The organism is Pseudomonas sp. BN414, from assembly GCF_029871275.1.
In the GTDB taxonomy this organism is placed as follows: domain Bacteria; phylum Pseudomonadota; class Gammaproteobacteria; order Pseudomonadales; family Pseudomonadaceae; genus Metapseudomonas; species Metapseudomonas resinovorans_C.
Genome location: NZ_SSOL01000037.1, coordinates 1 through 17739 on the forward strand (window position 1 = coordinate 1; position 17739 = coordinate 17739).

General features: G+C 59.3%; 13 protein-coding genes and 1 tRNA gene. All 14 read right to left on the bottom strand.

Going from position 1 to position 17739, the window contains the following annotated elements; all coding sequences use genetic code 11:
- Positions 1-1190 (bottom strand): elongation factor Tu (tuf, locus tag E8E95_RS06265; RefSeq protein ID WP_179059910.1); only part of this gene is annotated, 1190 nt, incomplete at its 3' end.
- A 30-nt stretch (positions 1191-1220) separates the two neighbouring features.
- The gene (gene fusA / locus E8E95_RS06270; protein WP_280349034.1) at positions 1221-3356 is read right to left on the bottom strand and encodes an elongation factor G; all 2136 of its coding nucleotides are present in this window, start codon (positions 3354-3356) and stop codon (positions 1221-1223) included.
- Between the two features lie 30 nt (positions 3357-3386).
- Positions 3387-3857, bottom strand: coding sequence for a 30S ribosomal protein S7 (gene rpsG / locus E8E95_RS06275; protein ID WP_003448710.1), 471 nt, complete (start codon positions 3855-3857; stop codon positions 3387-3389).
- A 108-nt stretch (positions 3858-3965) separates the two neighbouring features.
- Positions 3966-4337 carry a 30S ribosomal protein S12 gene (gene rpsL / locus E8E95_RS06280; protein ID WP_003448708.1) on the bottom strand — a complete coding sequence of 124 codons (372 nt, stop codon included), beginning with the start codon at positions 4335-4337 and terminating at the stop codon, positions 3966-3968.
- A gap of 164 nt (positions 4338-4501) precedes the next feature.
- On the bottom strand, positions 4502-8701 hold the full coding sequence (gene rpoC, locus E8E95_RS06285) for a DNA-directed RNA polymerase subunit beta' (RefSeq protein ID WP_280349037.1): 4200 nt from the start codon (positions 8699-8701) through the stop codon (positions 4502-4504).
- Between the two features lie 67 nt (positions 8702-8768).
- On the bottom strand, positions 8769-12842 hold the full coding sequence (gene rpoB / locus E8E95_RS06290) for a DNA-directed RNA polymerase subunit beta (RefSeq protein ID WP_280349039.1): 4074 nt from the start codon (positions 12840-12842) through the stop codon (positions 8769-8771).
- A gap of 221 nt (positions 12843-13063) precedes the next feature.
- Positions 13064-13432, bottom strand: a complete 369-nt coding sequence (gene rplL / locus E8E95_RS06295; RefSeq protein WP_077525955.1) for a 50S ribosomal protein L7/L12 — start codon at positions 13430-13432, stop codon at positions 13064-13066.
- An 86-nt stretch (positions 13433-13518) separates the two neighbouring features.
- Entirely contained in the window at positions 13519-14019 is a 501-nt protein-coding gene (rplJ, locus tag E8E95_RS06300) for a 50S ribosomal protein L10 (protein WP_077525954.1), read from the bottom strand.
- A 212-nt stretch (positions 14020-14231) separates the two neighbouring features.
- Positions 14232-14927 (bottom strand): 50S ribosomal protein L1, encoded by a 696-nt coding sequence (rplA, locus tag E8E95_RS06305; protein ID WP_153917510.1) that lies wholly within the window; start codon positions 14925-14927, stop codon positions 14232-14234.
- Positions 14927-15358 carry a 50S ribosomal protein L11 gene (gene rplK, locus E8E95_RS06310; RefSeq protein ID WP_280349045.1) on the bottom strand — a complete coding sequence of 144 codons (432 nt, stop codon included), beginning with the start codon at positions 15356-15358 and terminating at the stop codon, positions 14927-14929. The genes rplA and rplK overlap by 1 nt, the downstream gene beginning before the upstream one ends.
- Positions 15359-15474: 116 nt before the next feature.
- Positions 15475-16008: a transcription termination/antitermination protein NusG gene (nusG, locus tag E8E95_RS06315; protein WP_028630537.1), complete on the bottom strand. Its 534-nt coding sequence runs from the start codon at positions 16006-16008 to the stop codon at positions 15475-15477.
- 10 nt (positions 16009-16018) lie between these two features.
- Complete coding sequence (secE, locus tag E8E95_RS06320) at positions 16019-16387, bottom strand: preprotein translocase subunit SecE (RefSeq protein WP_280349048.1); 369 nt, start codon at positions 16385-16387, stop codon at positions 16019-16021.
- A 47-nt stretch (positions 16388-16434) separates the two neighbouring features.
- Positions 16435-16510, bottom strand: a tRNA-Trp gene (locus E8E95_RS06325).
- A gap of 53 nt (positions 16511-16563) precedes the next feature.
- A partial coding sequence (gene tuf / locus E8E95_RS06330; RefSeq protein WP_179059905.1) for an elongation factor Tu occupies positions 16564-17739 on the bottom strand: 1176 nt, incomplete at its 5' end.

Consider the following 17739-nt stretch of genomic DNA (forward strand, 5'->3'; position numbering starts at 1 on the left):
TCGATGATCTTGGCTACAACGCCGGCACCAACGGTACGGCCGCCTTCGCGGATCGCGAAGCGCAGGCCATCTTCCATGGCGATCGGAGCGATCAGGGTGACAACCATCTTGATGTTGTCGCCCGGCATTACCATCTCAACGCCTTCCGGCAGTTCGCAGTTACCGGTCACGTCAGTGGTACGGAAGTAGAACTGCGGACGGTAGCCCTTGAAGAACGGGGTGTGACGACCACCTTCTTCTTTGGACAGCACGTACACTTCGCACTCGAACTTGGTGTGCGGCTTGATGGTGCCCGGCTTGGCCAGAACCTGACCACGCTCTACGTCGTCACGCTTGGTGCCGCGCAGCAGGACGCCAACGTTCTCACCGGCACGACCTTCGTCGAGCAGCTTGCGGAACATTTCAACGCCGGTGCAGGTGGTCTTGGTGGTCGGACGAATGCCGACGATCTCGACTTCTTCCTGAACCTTGACGATGCCACGCTCAACACGACCGGTTACCACGGTGCCGCGACCGGAAATGGAGAACACGTCTTCGATCGGCAGCAGGAACGGCTGATCGATGGCACGCACCGGCTCCGGAATGTAGGAGTCCAGGGTCTCAACCAGCTTACGAACGGCGGAAACGCCGATTTCGTTGTCGTCCTTGCCTTCCAGGGCCATCAGAGCGGAACCGATGATGATCGGAGTGTCGTCGCCCGGGAAGTCGTAGGTGTTCAGCAGGTCGCGAACTTCCATTTCGACCAGTTCCAGCAGCTCGGCGTCGTCAACCATGTCGGCCTTGTTCAGGAACACGACGATGTAAGGAACGCCTACCTGACGGGACAGCAGGATGTGCTCGCGGGTCTGCGGCATGGGGCCGTCAGCAGCCGAGCAAACCAGGATCGCGCCGTCCATCTGCGCAGCACCGGTGATCATGTTCTTCACGTAGTCAGCGTGACCGGGGCAGTCAACGTGAGCGTAGTGACGAACAGCGGAATCGTACTCAACGTGGGAGGTGTTGATGGTGATACCGCGAGCCTTCTCTTCCGGCGCGTTGTCGATCTGGTCGAACGCACGAGCGGAACCACCCCAGGTCTCGGAGCAGACCTTGGTCAGAGCAGCAGTCAGAGTGGTCTTGCCATGGTCAACGTGACCGATGGTGCCAACGTTGACGTGCGGTTTGTTACGTTCAAATTTTTCTTTAGCCACGACAGTAAACCTCTTACTTAAAGGGCTGAATCAACCTTGTTTTTTAACCAGTGCTTCGACGACGTTCGACGGAGCTTCGGCGTATTTGGAGAATTCCATGGAGTAGCTCGCGCGACCCTGGGACATGGAACGCACGTCGGTCGCATAACCGAACATCTCGCCCAGCGGAACCTCGGCACGAATTACCTTACCGGAAACGCTGTCTTCCATCCCCTGAATCAGGCCACGGCGACGGTTCAGGTCACCCATCACGTCACCCATGTAGTCCTCGGGGGTCACCACCTCTACCTTCATGATCGGCTCAAGCACTTTACCGCCGCCCTTCTGGGCCAGCTGCTTGGTCGCCATGGAGGCAGCGATCTTGAACGCCATCTCGTTGGAGTCGACGTCGTGGTAGGAACCATCGAACACGGAAGCCTTCAGGCCGATGAGCGGGTAGCCGGCAACAACGCCGTTCTTCATCTGCTCTTCGATGCCCTTCTGGATCGCCGGGATGTATTCCTTCGGAATCACGCCACCCACGACTTCGTTGGTGAACACCAGACCTTCGGCGATGTTGCCTTTCTCATCCACGTCAGCGGAGGAGAAGCGGATCCAGCAGTGACCGAACTGACCACGACCACCGGACTGACGAACGAACTTGCCTTCGATCTCGACATTGTCCTTGGAGATGGTTTCGCGGTAGGAAACCTGCGGCTTGCCGATGTTGGCCTCAACGCCGAACTCGCGCTTCATGCGGTCGACGAGGATGTCCAGGTGCAGCTCACCCATGCCAGAAATGATGGTCTGGCCGGTTTCTTCGTCGGTCTTGACACGGAACGACGGGTCTTCCTGGGCCAGCTTGCCGAGGGCAATACCCATCTTCTCCTGGTCAGCCTTGGTCTTCGGCTCAACAGCTACCGAGATTACCGGCTCCGGGAAGTCCATACGCTCGAGGATGATCGGCTTCTCGATGTCGCACAGGGTGTCACCGGTAGTGACGTCCTTCATGCCGATCAGAGCAGCGATGTCGCCAGCGCGTACTTCTTTGATCTCGTCACGCTGGTTGGCGTGCATCTGCACCATACGACCAACGCGCTCTTTCTTGCCTTTCACGGAGTTGATAACGGAGTTACCAGACTCCAGAACGCCGGAGTAGACGCGAACGAAGGTCAGAGTACCTACGAACGGGTCAGTAGCGATCTTGAATGCCAGAGCCGAGAACGGAGCATTGTCGTCAGCCGGACGCTCGTCTTTCGGAGCGTCGTCGCCGGCGTCAATGTGATCCGGGTGGATACCCTGGATAGCAGGGATCTCGGTCGGAGCAGGCAGGAAGTCGATGACAGCGTCGAGAACCAGGGGCACGCCCTTGTTCTTGAACGAGGAGCCGCAGACAGCCGGTACGATTTCGCAGGCGATGGTACGCAGACGCAGGCCAGCCTTGATCTCTTCGATCGACAGCTCACCCTCTTCCAGGTACTTGTTCATCAGCTCTTCGTTGGCTTCGGCAGCAGCCTCGACCATGTTGTTGCGCCACTCGGCGGCCAGCTCAACCATATCCGCAGGAATTTCTTCCTCGCGATAGGAAGTGCCCTTGTCGTCTTCGTTCCAGTAGATGGCCTTCATCTTCAGCAGATCGACCTGACCCTGGAACTCGTCCTCAGCACCGATGGCCAACTGAACCGGAACCGGGGTGTGACCCAGGCGGTTCTTGATCTGGCCGACCACGCGCAGGAAGTTGGCGCCAGCGCGGTCCATCTTGTTCACGTAGACGATACGCGGAACGCCGTACTTGTTGGCTTGACGCCATACGGTTTCGGACTGAGGCTCAACACCGGAAGTCCCGCAGAACACAACGACAGCACCATCCAGCACGCGCAGAGAACGCTCCACCTCAATGGTGAAGTCTACGTGGCCGGGGGTGTCGATGACGTTTACGCGGTACTTGTCGTACTGACCACGCGAACCTTCCCAGAAGGTGGTGATGGCAGCAGAGGTAATGGTAATACCACGCTCCTGCTCCTGCACCATCCAGTCGGTGGTAGCAGCGCCATCGTGAACTTCACCCATCTTGTGGCTCAGGCCTGTGTAGAACAGGATGCGCTCAGTCGTGGTGGTCTTGCCCGCGTCAACGTGGGCGCAGATGCCGATGTTGCGATAGCGGTTAATTGCTGTATTACGAGCCATAAAGCCCTCGCAAAAGAATGGATGCCGTAATTAGAAGCGGTAGTGCGAGAACGCTTTGTTGGCCTCAGCCATACGGTGCACGTCTTCACGCTTCTTGACAGCAGCGCCTTTGCCATCGAAGGCATCCAGCAGCTCGCCTGCCAGGCGCAGGGCCATGGACTTCTCGCCACGCTTGCGCGCGGACTCAACCAGCCAACGCATGGCCAGAGCATTACGACGGGACGGACGAACTTCGACCGGAACCTGGTAAGTGGCACCGCCTACACGGCGGGACTTTACTTCGACCAGCGGAGCGATGGCGTCGAGAGCTTTCTCGAAGATTTCCAGGGGATCGCTGTTCTTGCGGGATTTGACGGTATCCAGGGCACCGTAAACGATGCGCTCGGCTACGGCCTTCTTGCCGCTTTCCATCACGTGGTTCATGAACTTGGCGAGAATCAGGCTTCCGTATTTCGGATCGTCCAGAATCTCACGCTTGGCTGCTACACGACGTCTTGGCATTGATAAGCCCTCAAACGGTCTTCAGGTTAGCCCGGGACCATAACCATTCGGTTACGCCCGACCTTACTCTTATCGACTCAATGAATATGAAAATTGATCAGCACCGAATTACTTCGGACGCTTGGTACCGTACTTGGAACGACCCTGCTTACGGTCTTTAACGCCGGTGGTATCCAGCGAACCGCGCACGGTGTGGTAACGCACACCCGGAAGGTCTTTTACACGACCGCCACGGATCAGCACTACGCTGTGCTCTTGCAGGTTGTGACCTTCACCACCGATGTACGAAGTCACTTCGTAGCCGTTGGTCAGGCGAACACGGCAAACCTTACGGAGTGCGGAGTTCGGCTTCTTCGGCGTAGTGGTGTAAACGCGGGTGCAAACGCCGCGACGCTGCGGGCAGTTTTGCAGCGCAGGTACGTCGGATTTCTCGACGATACGGCTGCGCGGCTTACGCACCAGCTGGTTAATAGTTGCCATCTAATTGCTCCACTGTTGTCTTTCGACGCTATTGCCTTACAAAGAAAGCAAAATGACAGGGCATAGCGCCCTGCCAAATTTAGGGGTGCATGAGTCTAAAGAGACTCAATGTCCCCGTCAAGGCAATACCCCCCGACGACCAAGGCCGCCGGGGGGCATCACACTTAGTTGCTGCTGGAGTTCAGCGCTTCGGTCAGCGCTGCTTCCACTTCGCTCGCGCTCACGCGGACCGGCTTGCCGGCTTCACGCTGACGCTTGCGCTCGCTGTGGTAGGCCAGACCGGTACCAGCCGGGATCAGTCGACCCACAACAACGTTTTCCTTCAGGCCGCGCAGGTAGTCGCGCTTGCCGGTAACCGCCGCCTCGGTGAGGACGCGGGTGGTTTCCTGGAAGGACGCCGCAGAGATGAACGACTCGGTGGACAGCGAGGCCTTGGTGATACCCAGCAGGACGCGTTCGAACTTGGCGATGAAGCGGTCTTCGGTCGCCAGACGCTCGTTCTCTTCCAGTACCTGGGTCAGTTCCATCTGGTCGCCCTTGATGAAGCTGGAATCACCCGACTCGGCAATCTCGACCTTGCGCAGCATCTGACGCAGGATGGTTTCGATGTGCTTATCGTTGATCTTCACGCCCTGCAGGCGGTACACGTCCTGGATCTCGTTGACGATGTACTTGGCCAGCGCGCTGACACCCAGCAGGCGCAGGATGTCGTGCGGGTTGCTCGGGCCGTCGGAGATAACTTCGCCGCGGTTCACCTGTTCGCCTTCGAACACGTTCAGGTGACGCCACTTCGGAATCAGCTCCTCGTACGGATCGGTGCCATCGTTCGGAGTGATGACCAGACGGCGCTTGCCTTTGGTCTCCTTGCCGAAGGAGATGGTGCCGCTGATTTCCGCCAGGATCGAAGGCTCTTTCGGACGACGAGCTTCGAACAGGTCGGCAACGCGAGGCAGACCACCGGTGATGTCGCGGGTCTTCGAGGTTTCCTGCGGGATACGGGCGATAACGTCACCCACGCCCACTTGCGAACCGTCGGCCACGCCAACCAGGGCGTTCGCCGGCAGGAAGTACTGGGCGGGAACGTCGGTACCCGGCAGCAGCAGCTCCTTGCCATTGGCGTCGACCAGCTTCACGGCCGGACGAATGTCCTTGCCAGCAGCCGGACGATCCTTCGGATCCAGAACCTCGATGTTGGTCAGACCGGTCAGTTCGTCGGTCTGGCGTTTGATGGTGATGCCCTCCTCCATGCCGACGAAGGTAACGGTACCCTTCATTTCGGTCACGATCGGGTGGGTGTGCGGGTCCCACTTGGCAACGATGGCGCCCGGATCAACCTTGTCGCCTTCCTTGACGGAGATCACAGCACCATACGGCAGCTTGTAACGCTCGCGCTCGCGACCGAAGTCGTCGGCCACAGCCAGCTCGCCGGAACGGGATACGGCAACCAGATGGCCGTTGAGGTTCTCGACGTGCTTCAGGTTGTGCAGGCGGATGGTACCGCCATTCTTAACCTGGACGTTGTCGGCTGCGGAAGTACGGCTGGCCGCACCACCGATGTGGAAGGTACGCATGGTCAGCTGGGTACCCGGCTCACCGATGGACTGGGCGGCGATTACGCCGACCGCTTCACCGATGTTCACCTGGTGGCCACGCGCCAGGTCACGACCGTAGCACTTGGCGCAGATGCCGTAGCGGGTTTCGCAGCTGATCGGGGAACGCACGATCACTTCGTCGACGCTCATGCGCTCGATGAATTCAACCCACTGCTCATCGACCAGAGTACCGGCCGGCACGATGACTTCATCGGAGCCCGGCTTGAACACGTCACGGGCAATGACACGGCCCAGTACGCGCTCACCCAGAGGCTCGACGACGTCGCCGCCTTCGATGTGCGGGGTCATCAGCAGACCGTGCTCGGTGCCGCAGTCAACCTCGGTCACTACCAGGTCCTGGGCGACGTCGACCAGACGACGAGTCAGGTAACCGGAGTTCGCGGTCTTCAGTGCGGTATCCGCCAGACCTTTACGAGCACCGTGAGTGGAGATGAAGTACTGGAGTACGTTCAGGCCTTCACGGAAGTTCGCGGTGATCGGGGTTTCAATGATGGAGCCGTCCGGCTTGGCCATCAGGCCACGCATACCGGCCAGCTGACGGATCTGGGCCGCGGAACCCCGCGCACCGGAGTCCGCCATCATGTACATGGAGTTGAAGGACTCCTGGTCGACTTCCTTGCCCTCGCGATCGACAACCTTCTCTTTCGAGAGGTTGGCCATCATCGCCTTGGACACTTCGTCGTTGGCCTTGGACCAGAGGTCGATCACCTTGTTGTACTTCTCGCCCTGGGTTACCAGGCCGGAGGCGTACTGGGATTCGATTTCCTTCACTTCCTCGGTAGCGGCATCGATGATGCGAGCCTTCTCATCGGGGATGACGAAGTCGTTCACACCGATGGAAACACCGGAAATGGTGGAGTAGGCGAAGCCGGTGTACATCAGCTGGTCAGCGAAGATGACAGTGTCCTTCAGACCTACCACGCGATAGCACTGGTTGATCAGCTTGGAGATCGCCTTCTTCTTCATCGGCTGGTTGACGACGTCGTACGACAGGCCGGCCGGGACCACCTGGAACAGCAGCGCACGGCCGACAGTGGTGTCGACGATGCGGGTGTTCTTGGTGATGGAGCCGTCCTTGTCCTTCACGGTCTCGTTGATGCGCACTTTCACGCGGGCGTGCAGGGACGCTTCACCGGCGCGGAATACGCGGTCGACTTCCTGCAGGTCCGCGAACACGCGACCTTCGCCCTTGGCATTAACGGCTTCACGGGTCATGTAGTACAGACCCAGAACCACGTCCTGCGACGGAACGATGATCGGCTCGCCGTTGGCGGGCGAGAGGATGTTGTTGGTGGACATCATCAGCGCGCGCGCTTCCAGCTGGGCCTCGAGGGTCAGCGGAACGTGAACGGCCATCTGGTCACCGTCGAAGTCGGCGTTGTACGCGGCGCAGACCAGCGGGTGCAGCTGGATGGCCTTGCCTTCGATGAGGACCGGCTCGAACGCCTGGATGCCCAGACGGTGCAGGGTCGGCGCACGGTTCAGCAGGACGGGGTGTTCGCGGATGACTTCGGCGAGAACGTCCCAGACCTCGGGCAGTTCGCGCTCGACCATCTTCTTGGCCGCCTTGATGGTGGTGGCCATGCCGCGGGCTTCCAGCTTGCCGAAGATGAACGGCTTGAACAGCTCGAGGGCCATCTTCTTGGGCAGACCGCACTGGTGCAGGCGCAGGGTCGGACCTACGGTAATTACCGAACGACCGGAGTAGTCCACGCGCTTACCGAGCAGGTTCTGACGGAAGCGACCTTGCTTGCCCTTGATCATGTCGGCCAGGGACTTCAGCGGGCGCTTGTTCGAGCCGGTGATGGCACGGCCACGGCGGCCGTTGTCCAGCAGGGCGTCGACTGCTTCCTGCAGCATGCGCTTTTCGTTGCGCACGATGATGTCCGGAGCAGCCAGGTCGAGCAGGCGCTTCAGACGGTTGTTACGGTTGATCACCCGACGATACAGGTCGTTCAGGTCGGAGGTCGCGAAGCGACCGCCATCCAGCGGAACCAGCGGACGCAGGTCCGGCGGCAGCACCGGCAGGACGGTCAGCACCATCCACTCGGGATGGTTGCCGGAGTCCTTGAAGGCTTCCATCAGCTTCAGGCGCTTGGACAGCTTCTTGATCTTGGTCTCGGAATTGGTCTGCGGAATTTCTTCGCGCAGGCGGCCGATCTCATGATCCAGGTCGATGGCGTTGAGCAGTTCGCGAACGGCCTCGGCACCCATGCGGGCGTCGAAGTCATCACCGAACTCTTCGAGAGCTTCGAAGTACTGCTCGTCGTTCAGCAGCTGGCCTTTCTCCAGGGTGGTCATGCCCGGATCGATCACCACGTAGCTCTCGAAATAGAGCACGCGTTCGATGTCACGCAGGGTCATGTCCAGCAGCAGGCCGATACGGGACGGCAGGGACTTCAGGAACCAGATGTGGGCTACGGGCGAAGCCAGCTCGATGTGACCCATGCGCTCACGGCGCACCTTGGCCAGGGCGACTTCTACACCGCACTTCTCGCAGATCACACCGCGATGCTTGAGGCGCTTGTACTTACCGCACAGGCACTCGTAGTCCTTCACCGGGCCGAAGATCTTGGCGCAGAACAGGCCATCGCGCTCCGGCTTGAAGGTACGGTAGTTGATGGTCTCCGGCTTTTTCACTTCACCGAAGGACCAGGAACGGATCATCTCGGGCGAGGCCAGACCAATACGGATGGCATCGAACTCTTCGATTTGACCCTGGTTTTTCAACAGATTCAGCAAGTCTTTCAAGGCCTTTCCTCCTCACGGACCCGCTACGACCGGCCTTGACCAGCCGTAGCGTTTTGGGCGTCGCGTGTTATTCGGTTTCCAGTTCGATGTCGATGCCGAGCGAGCGGATCTCTTTGATCAACACGTTGAAGGACTCGGGCATGCCGGCCTCCATGCGGTGATCGCCGTCCACGATGTTTTTGTACATCTTGGTCCGGCCGTTCACGTCGTCCGACTTCACGGTCAGCATTTCCTGCAGGGTGTAGGCGGCACCGTAGGCTTCCAGCGCCCAGACCTCCATCTCCCCGAAACGCTGGCCACCGAACTGCGCCTTACCACCCAGCGGCTGCTGGGTAACCAGGCTGTAAGAACCGGTGGAACGTGCGTGCATCTTGTCGTCGACCAGGTGGTTCAGCTTGAGCATGTACATGTAGCCGACGGTGGTCGGACGCTCGAACTGATTGCCGGTACGGCCGTCGAACAGGCGCATCTGACCGCTTTCCGGCAGGTCGGCGAGCTTCAGCATGGCCTTGATCTCGCTTTCCTTGGCACCGTCGAACACCGGGGTGGCCATGGGAACGCCGCCCTTCAGGTTCTTCGCCAGGTCCAGGATTTCCTGGTCGCTCAGCTCGTTCAGGCTTTCCTGACGACCACCGATCTCGTTGTAGATCTCATGGAGGAACTCGCGCAGCTCAGCGATCTTGCGCTGCTCTTCCATCATGCGGTTGATCTTCTCGCCCAGACCCTTGGCAGCGAGGCCCAGGTGGGTTTCGAGGATCTGGCCGACGTTCATACGAGACGGTACGCCCAGCGGGTTGAGGACGATGTCCACCGGAGTGCCATTGGCATCGTGGGGCATGTCTTCGACCGGCATGATCACGGAGACCACACCCTTGTTACCGTGACGGCCCGCCATCTTGTCGCCCGGCTGGATGCGACGCTTGATGGCCAGGTAGACCTTGACGATCTTCAGCACACCCGGAGCCAGGTCGTCGCCCTGCTGCAGCTTGCGCTTCTTGTCTTCGAACTTGTCATCCAGCATCTGGCGACGGTCGGACAGGTAGGCCTGAGCCTTTTCCAGCTGCTCGTTCAGTGCGTCTTCAGCCATGCGCAGCTTGAACCACTGGCCGCGCTCGAGGCCGTCGAGGTACTCGTCGGTGATCTCGGTGCCTTTCTTCACGCCGGCGCCGCCTTCGGCAACCTGGCCGACCAGCGCGGAACGCAGACGCTCGAAGGTAGCGCCTTCGACGATACGGAACTCTTCGTTCAGGTCCTTGCGGATCTCGTCGAGCTGCATCTTCTCGATGGACAGCGCGCGGGAGTCACGCTCGACGCCGTCACGAGTGAAGACCTGGACGTCGATTACGGTGCCCTTGGTGCCAGTCGGCACGCGCAGGGAAGTATCCTTAACGTCGGACGCTTTCTCACCGAAGATCGCGCGCAGCAGCTTCTCTTCCGGAGTCAGCTGGGTCTCGCCTTTCGGAGTGACCTTGCCGACCAGGATGTCGCCAGCCTGCACTTCAGCACCGACGTAGACGATACCGGCTTCGTCCAGTTTGTTCAGCGCAGCTTCGCCCACGTTGGGGATGTCCGCGGTGATCTCTTCTGGGCCGAGTTTGGTGTCACGCGCCACACAGGTCAGTTCCTGGATGTGGATGGTGGTGAAGCGATCTTCCTGCACCACACGCTCGGACAGGCAGATGGAGTCCTCGAAGTTGAAACCGTTCCAGGGCATGAACGCGACGCGCATGTTCTGACCCAGAGCGAGTTCACCCATGTCGGTGGACGGACCATCGGCGAGGATGTCGGCGCGAGCGACCACATCACCCTTCTGCACCAGCGGACGCTGGTTGATGCAGGTGTTCTGGTTGGAACGGGTGTATTTGGTCAGGTTGTAGATGTCGACGCCGGCTTCGCCAGTCTCGACTTCGTCATCGTTGACACGAACCACGATACGGCTGGCATCGACCGAGTCGATCACGCCGCCACGACGGGCTACGACGCAGACACCGGAGTCGCGCGCAACGTTGCGCTCCATGCCGGTACCTACCAGCGGCTTGTCGGCACGCAGGGTCGGCACGGCCTGACGCTGCATGTTCGAGCCCATGAGTGCACGGTTGGCGTCGTCGTGTTCGAGGAACGGAATCAGCGAGGCAGCAACGGAAACAACCTGCTTCGGAGAGACGTCCATCAGGGTCACGTCTTCCGGCGCCTTCACGGTGAATTCATTCAGGTGACGTACGGCTACCAGCTCGTCGATCAGTTGACCCTGCTCGTTCATCGTTGCCGATGCCTGAGCGATGACGTGGTCGGCCTCTTCGATGGCGGAGAGGAAGACGATCTCGTCGGTGACCTGAGTACCCTTCACAACGCGGTACGGGCTTTCCAGGAAGCCGTACTGGTTGGTGCGAGCGTAGGTCGCCAGGGAGTTGATCAGACCGATGTTCGGACCTTCAGGGGTTTCGATCGGGCACACACGGCCGTAGTGGGTCGGGTGTACGTCACGAACCTCGAAGCCCGCGCGCTCACGAGTCAGACCACCTGGGCCGAGTGCGGAAACGCGGCGCTTGTGGGTGATTTCGGAGAGCGGGTTGTTCTGGTCCATGAACTGGGACAGCTGGCTGGAGCCGAAGAATTCCTTGATCGCAGCAGCCACCGGCTTGGCGTTGATCAGGTCTTGCGGCATCAGGCCTTCGCTTTCGGCCATCGACAGACGTTCCTTGACCGCGCGCTCGACGCGCACCAGGCCAACACGGAACTGGTTCTCGGCCATCTCGCCGACGCAACGCACGCGACGGTTACCCAGGTGGTCGATGTCGTCGACGATGCCCTTGCCGTTACGGATGTCGACCAGGGTCTTCAGTACGTCAACGATGTCTTCCTTGCTCAGCACGCCCGAACCTTCGATCTCGGTGCGACCGATACGACGGTTGAACTTCATGCGGCCCACGGCGGACAGGTCGTAACGCTCGGCGCTGAAGAACAGGTTGTTGAACAGGGTTTCGGCAGCTTCCTTGGTCGGCGGCTCGCCAGGACGCATCATGCGGTAGATCTCGACCAGGGCTTCCAGCTGGTTGCCGGTGGAGTCGATCTTCAGGGTGTCCGAGATGAACGGACCGCAGTCGATGTCGTTGGTGTACAGGGTTTCGATGCGGACAACCTGGGCCTTGGCGATCTTCACCAGCAGGTCGGTGGTCAGCTCGGTGTTGCACTCGGCGATGATTTCGCCGGTAGCCGGATGCACGATGGCCTTGGCGGAGGTACGGCCAAGCACGTAGTCCATCGGGACTTCCAGCTCTTTGATGCCAGCCTTCTCCAGCTGGTTGATGTGGCGGGCGGTAATACGACGGCCCTGCTCCACGATCACCTTGCCGTTCTGGTCCTTGATGTCGAACACGGCGATCTCGCCACGCAGACGCTGCGGAACCAGTTCCAGGTGCAGACCTTCGCCCTTCACGTGGAAGACGTTGGTTGCATAGAAGGCGTTCAGCACTTCTTCAGTGCTGTAGTTCAACGCGCGCAGCAGGACGGTGGCCGGCAGTTTGCGGCGACGGTCGATACGCACGAATACGCAGTCCTTCGGATCGAACTCGAAGTCCAGCCAGGAACCACGGTAGGGAATGATGCGAGCGGAGTACAGCAGCTTGCCCGAGCTGTGGGTCTTGCCACGGTCGTGGTCGAAGAACACACCCGGAGAGCGGTGCAGCTGGGATACGATGACGCGCTCGGTACCGTTGATGATGAAGGTACCGTTCTCGGTCATCAGGGGGATTTCCCCCATGTAGACTTCTTGTTCCTTGATGTCCTTGATCGCTTTGTTCGACGACTCTTTGTCGAAGATGATCAGACGGACTTTTACCCGCAGCGGCACGGCGAAGGTCACGCCGCGCAGCACGCATTCCTTGACATCGAACGCCGGCTCGCCCAGGCGATAGCCGACATATTCCAGAGCAGCGTTGCCGGAATAGCTGATGATCGGGAAAACAGACTTGAAGGCCGCGTGCAGGCCGATGTCACGGAATTGCTCTTTGCTAACTCCGGCCTGCAGGAATTCGCGATACGAATCCAGCTGGATGGCCAGGAGGTAAGGTACATCCATGACGTCCGGCAACTTGCTAAAGTCTTTGCGGATACGTTTTTTCTCAGTATATGAGTAAGCCATCAGCGTTCCCCAGCTTGGTCACCTGCTTGTTTGGCCCCTCCGACGGGAGTAGCCAGAAAATCGTGCAAACCCCTTGGTTTGCTCCGCCCCTCAACAGGGGTCGGGTCACGTCCAAGGTGGCGTCCGAAGACAACCACCTAGAACGGAAAAAGGCCGGTGGCAAAAGCCACCAGCCGTCAGCCTTGCGCGAAGCGCTTCGGCTGTTGACGCAAGGTCGTCGCTTACTTGAGCTCGACTTTGGCGCCAGCTTCTTCCAGAGCTTTCTTGGCAGCTTCGGCTTCTTCCTTGGAAGCGCCTTCCTTGACCACGCCCGGGGCGCCGTCAACTACTGCCTTGGCTTCTTTCAGACCCAGACCGGTCAGTTCGCGAACGACTTTGATGACGTTCACTTTCTTATCGCCGGCTTCGGTCAGGATGATGTTGAACTCGGTTTGTTCTTCAACGACAGCAGCGGCAGCAGCCGGGCCAGCGGCAACGGCAGCAGCAGCGGTAACACCGAACTTCTCTTCCATCGCCTTGATCAGTTCAACGATCTGCATGACGGACATTTCGGATACGGCGTTGATGATGTCTTCGTTGGTCAGAGCCATGACTCTAATTCCTGTATAGGTGGACGGCCTACGCGGCCATCAGAATTTTGAAAGATTCAGCTTGAAAGAGGGTTATGCGGCCTGAATCAGGCAGCAGCGCCTTCTTTCTGGTCGCGAATTGCCGCCAGAGTACGAGCCAGCTTGCTGGTAGCGCCTTGGATAACGCTCATCAGCTGTGCAACGGCTTCGTTGTAGGTCGGCAGGGTCGCCAGTACGTCGATCTGATTGGCTGCGAGGAACTGGCCCTCGAATGCAGCGGCCTTGATCTCGAACTTGTCCTGACCCTTGGCGAAATCCTTGAAGATACGAGCAGCAGCGCCCGGATGTTCATTGGAGAACGCGATCAGGGTCGGGCCTTTGAACACGTCGTTGAGCACTTCGAACTGAGTGCCAGCAACGGCGCGGCGAGCCAGGGTGTTACGTACGACACGCACGTACACACCAGCCTCGCGGGCCTCTTTACGGAGTCCGGTCATAGCGGCTACGGTCACGCCACGGGCATCAGCCACGACAGCGGACAGGCCAGCTTTGGCAGCCTCGTTGACTTCAGCGACGATGGCCTTCTTGTCTTCGAGTTTAATTGCCACGGGTCTAACTCCTGGATGTTACCGTTTCGTCCAGCCGGAGCCGGACGGCGTTTTGGTGTCTGATTCGGTAAACGAATCGGGAGCACCATCTGCGTAGGCTCGGAAATCGCTTTCCGGTTTGAGGCTTGCACCGCCTACGGTCTTGGATAGCCCCCGCCAGGCAGGGACCCCAATACCTGGCGCGACGAACGAATTCGCCGCGCCTTTATCACTTAGCCTTCGAGGGAAGCCTGATCGATCTGCAGACCCGGGCCCATGGTGGTGCTCAGGGTCACGCGCTTCAGGTACACACCCTTGGAGGTGGACGGCTTCAGGCGCTTCAGGTCAGCCAGCAGAGCTTCAACGTTCTGCTTCAGCTTGATCGGCTCGAAGTCGACCTTGCCGACGGAAGCGTGAATGATGCCGTTCTTGTCGGTACGGAAACGTACCTGACCAGCCTTGGCGTTCTTAACGGCGGTAGCCACGTCCGGAGTCACGGTACCGACCTTCGGGTTCGGCATCAGGCCGCGCGGACCGAGGATCTGGCCCAGCTGACCCACGACACGCATCGCGTCCGGGGAGGCGATAACTACGTCGTAGTTCAGGTCGCCGGCCTTCATCTCGGCAGCGAGCTCGTCCATACCAACTTTCTCGGCGCCGGCAGCCAGAGCGGCTTCAGCAGCCGGACCCTGGGTGAACACGGCAACGCGGACGCTCTTGCCAGTGCCGTTCGGCAGAACGGTGGCACCACGAACGACCTGGTCGGATTTACGCGGATCGACGCCCAGGTTGATGGAGACGTCCACGGACTCTTTGAACTTGGAGGTCGCCAGCTCAGCCAGCAGTTTGGCGGCGTCTTCGAAGCCGTACTGTTTGCCAGCTTCTACTTTCTCGGCGATTGCCTTTTGGCGCTTGGTCAGCTTAGCCATTACACACCCTCCACGTTCAGGCCCATGCTACGAGCGGAACCGGCGATGCTACGCACGGCCGCATCCAGGTCAGCTGCAGTGAGATCAGCCTTCTTGGTTTTGGCGATCTCTTCCAGCTGAGCACGGGTAACGGTGCCTACTTTCTGGGTGTTCGGACGCGGGGAGCCGCTAGCAATACCGGCCGCTTTTTTCAGCAGCACGGAAGCCGGGGTGCTCTTGGTCTCGAAGGTAAAGCTGCGGTCGCTGTATACGGTGATGATCACAGGAGTCGGCAGACCAGGTTCCATGCCCTGAGTCTTGGCGTTGAACGCCTTGCAGAATTCCATGATGTTCACGCCATGTTGACCCAGAGCAGGGCCTACCGGCGGCGACGGGTTGGCCTGACCGGCCTTCACTTGCAGCTTGATATAAGCTTGAATCTTCTTAGCCATGTATAACTCCAGTTACGGGTTCTAGCGCCCTAAGGCTCCCCGATTGCTTTCGCGTTTATCCCAGTGACGACAAAACCCCGCAACCTAGGGCTGCGGGGTTGGGATGCCATTGTCAGTTAAGCCTTCTCGACCTGACTGAACTCCAGCTCTACCGGAGTAGAGCGACCGAAGATGAGCACGGCCACCTGGATCCGGCTCTTCTCGTAGTTGACCTCTTCGACGACGCCATTGAAGTCAGCGAACGGACCGTCGATAACACGAACGGTTTCACCCGGCTCGAACAGCGTCTTCGGCTTGGGCTTATCACCGCTGTCGGCAACGCGACGCAGGATAGCTTCAGCTTCTTTTTCAGTGATGGGCGCAGGCTTGTCGGCAGTACCACCGATAAAGCCCATGACACGCGGCGTATCCTTGATCAGGTGCCACGTCGCCTCATTCATTTCCATCTGAACCAGCACGTAGCCAGGGAAGAACTTACGCTCGCTCTTGCGCTTCTGGCCATTACGCATTTCCACCACTTCTTCGGTGGGAACCAGAATTTCGCCGAACTCGTCTTCCATGCCAGCCAGCTTGACGCGCTCGATCAGCGAGCGCATGACATGCTTCTCGTAACCCGAGTAGGCATGCACAACGTACCAACGCTTAGCCACGGCGCACCTATTAACCAACAATCAACGAAACAAGCCAGCCGAGCAGGGTATCAAGACCCCACAACAGCAGCGCCATTACCAGCACGACAGCCACGACAATCAGAGTGGTCTGGGTGGTTTCCTGACGGGTCGGCCAAACAACCTTTCGAATTTCCGCGCGAGCTTCCTTGGCAAGAACAAAGAAAGCCTGGCCCTTGGTGGTCTGCAGAGCCACAACAGCGGCGACGGCAGCAAGAGCAAGAAGCGCGAGAACGCGGTACAGGATCGGCTCAGCGGAGAAATACTGATTGCCGACCACGCCAACAGCAACAAGAGCCACCACAACGACCCACTTCAGAACGTCGAAGCGTGTTTCTTTGGCTTCAGCCTTGGCATTCATCAGCTAAGATCCTGTGAGAGAAATGCCAGATTCTCATTCGTGGAATCTGGCAGGCCAGGAGGGAATCGAACCCCCAACCTGCGGTTTTGGAGACCGCCGCTCTGCCAATTGAGCTACTGGCCTGTAACAAAGTCAGGCCGACCATTATGCCGGCCTGATACACCAAGATCAAGTCGTTATTCGATGATCTTGGCTACAACGCCGGCACCAACGGTACGGCCGCCTTCGCGGATCGCGAAGCGCAGGCCATCTTCCATGGCGATCGGAGCGATCAGGGTGACAACCATCTTGATGTTGTCGCCCGGCATTACCATCTCAACGCCTTCCGGCAGTTCGCAGTTACCGGTCACGTCAGTGGTACGGAAGTAGAACTGCGGACGGTAGCCCTTGAAGAACGGGGTGTGACGACCACCTTCTTCTTTGGACAGCACGTACACTTCGCACTCGAACTTGGTGTGCGGCTTGATGGTGCCCGGCTTGGCCAGAACCTGACCACGCTCTACGTCGTCACGCTTGGTGCCGCGCAGCAGGACGCCAACGTTCTCACCGGCACGACCTTCGTCGAGCAGCTTGCGGAACATTTCAACGCCGGTGCAGGTGGTCTTGGTGGTCGGACGAATGCCGACGATCTCGACTTCTTCCTGAACCTTGACGATGCCACGCTCAACACGACCGGTTACCACGGTGCCGCGACCGGAAATGGAGAACACGTCTTCGATCGGCAGCAGGAACGGCTGATCGATGGCACGCACCGGCTCCGGAATGTAGGAGTCCAGGGTCTCAACCAGCTTACGAACGGCGGAAACGCCGATTTCGTTGTCGTCCTTGCCTTCCAGGGCCATCAGAGCGGAACCGATGATGATCGGAGTGTCGTCGCCCGGGAAGTCGTAGGTGTTCAGCAGGTCGCGAACTTCCATTTCGACCAGTTCCAGCAGCTCGGCGTCGTCAACCATGTCGGCCTTGTTCAGGAACACGACGATGTAAGGAACGCCTACCTGACGGGACAGCAGGATGTGCTCGCGGGTCTGCGGCATGGGGCCGTCAGCAGCCGAGCAAACCAGGATCGCGCCGTCCATCTGCGCAGCACCGGTGATCATGTTCTTCACGTAGTCAGCGTGACCGGGGCAGTCAACGTGAGCGTAGTGACGAACAGCGGAATCGTACTCAACGTGGGAGGTGTTGATGGTGATACCGCGAGCCTTCTCTTCCGGCGCGTTGTCGATCTGGTCGAACGCACGAGCGGAACCACCCCAGGTCTCGGAGCAGACCTTGGTCAGAGCAGCAGTCAGAGTGGTCTTGCCATGGTCAACGTGACCGATGGTGCCAACGTTGACGTGCGGTTTGTTACGTTC

Coding starts and splice junctions, on each gene's coding strand:
- fusA (WP_280349034.1), bottom strand. CDS start 3,356: ATGGCTCGTAATACAGCAATTAACCGCTATCGCAACATCGGCATCTGC.
- rpsG (WP_003448710.1), bottom strand. CDS start 3,857: ATGCCAAGACGTCGTGTAGCAGCCAAGCGTGAGATTCTGGACGATCCG.
- rpsL (WP_003448708.1), bottom strand. CDS start 4,337: ATGGCAACTATTAACCAGCTGGTGCGTAAGCCGCGCAGCCGTATCGTC.
- rpoB (WP_280349039.1), bottom strand. CDS start 12,842: ATGGCTTACTCATATACTGAGAAAAAACGTATCCGCAAAGACTTTAGC.
- rplL (WP_077525955.1), bottom strand. CDS start 13,432: ATGGCTCTGACCAACGAAGACATCATCAACGCCGTATCCGAAATGTCC.
- rplA (WP_153917510.1), bottom strand. CDS start 14,927: ATGGCTAAGCTGACCAAGCGCCAAAAGGCAATCGCCGAGAAAGTAGAA.
- rplK (WP_280349045.1), bottom strand. CDS start 15,358: ATGGCTAAGAAGATTCAAGCTTATATCAAGCTGCAAGTGAAGGCCGGT.
- secE (WP_280349048.1), bottom strand. CDS start 16,387: ATGAATGCCAAGGCTGAAGCCAAAGAAACACGCTTCGACGTTCTGAAG.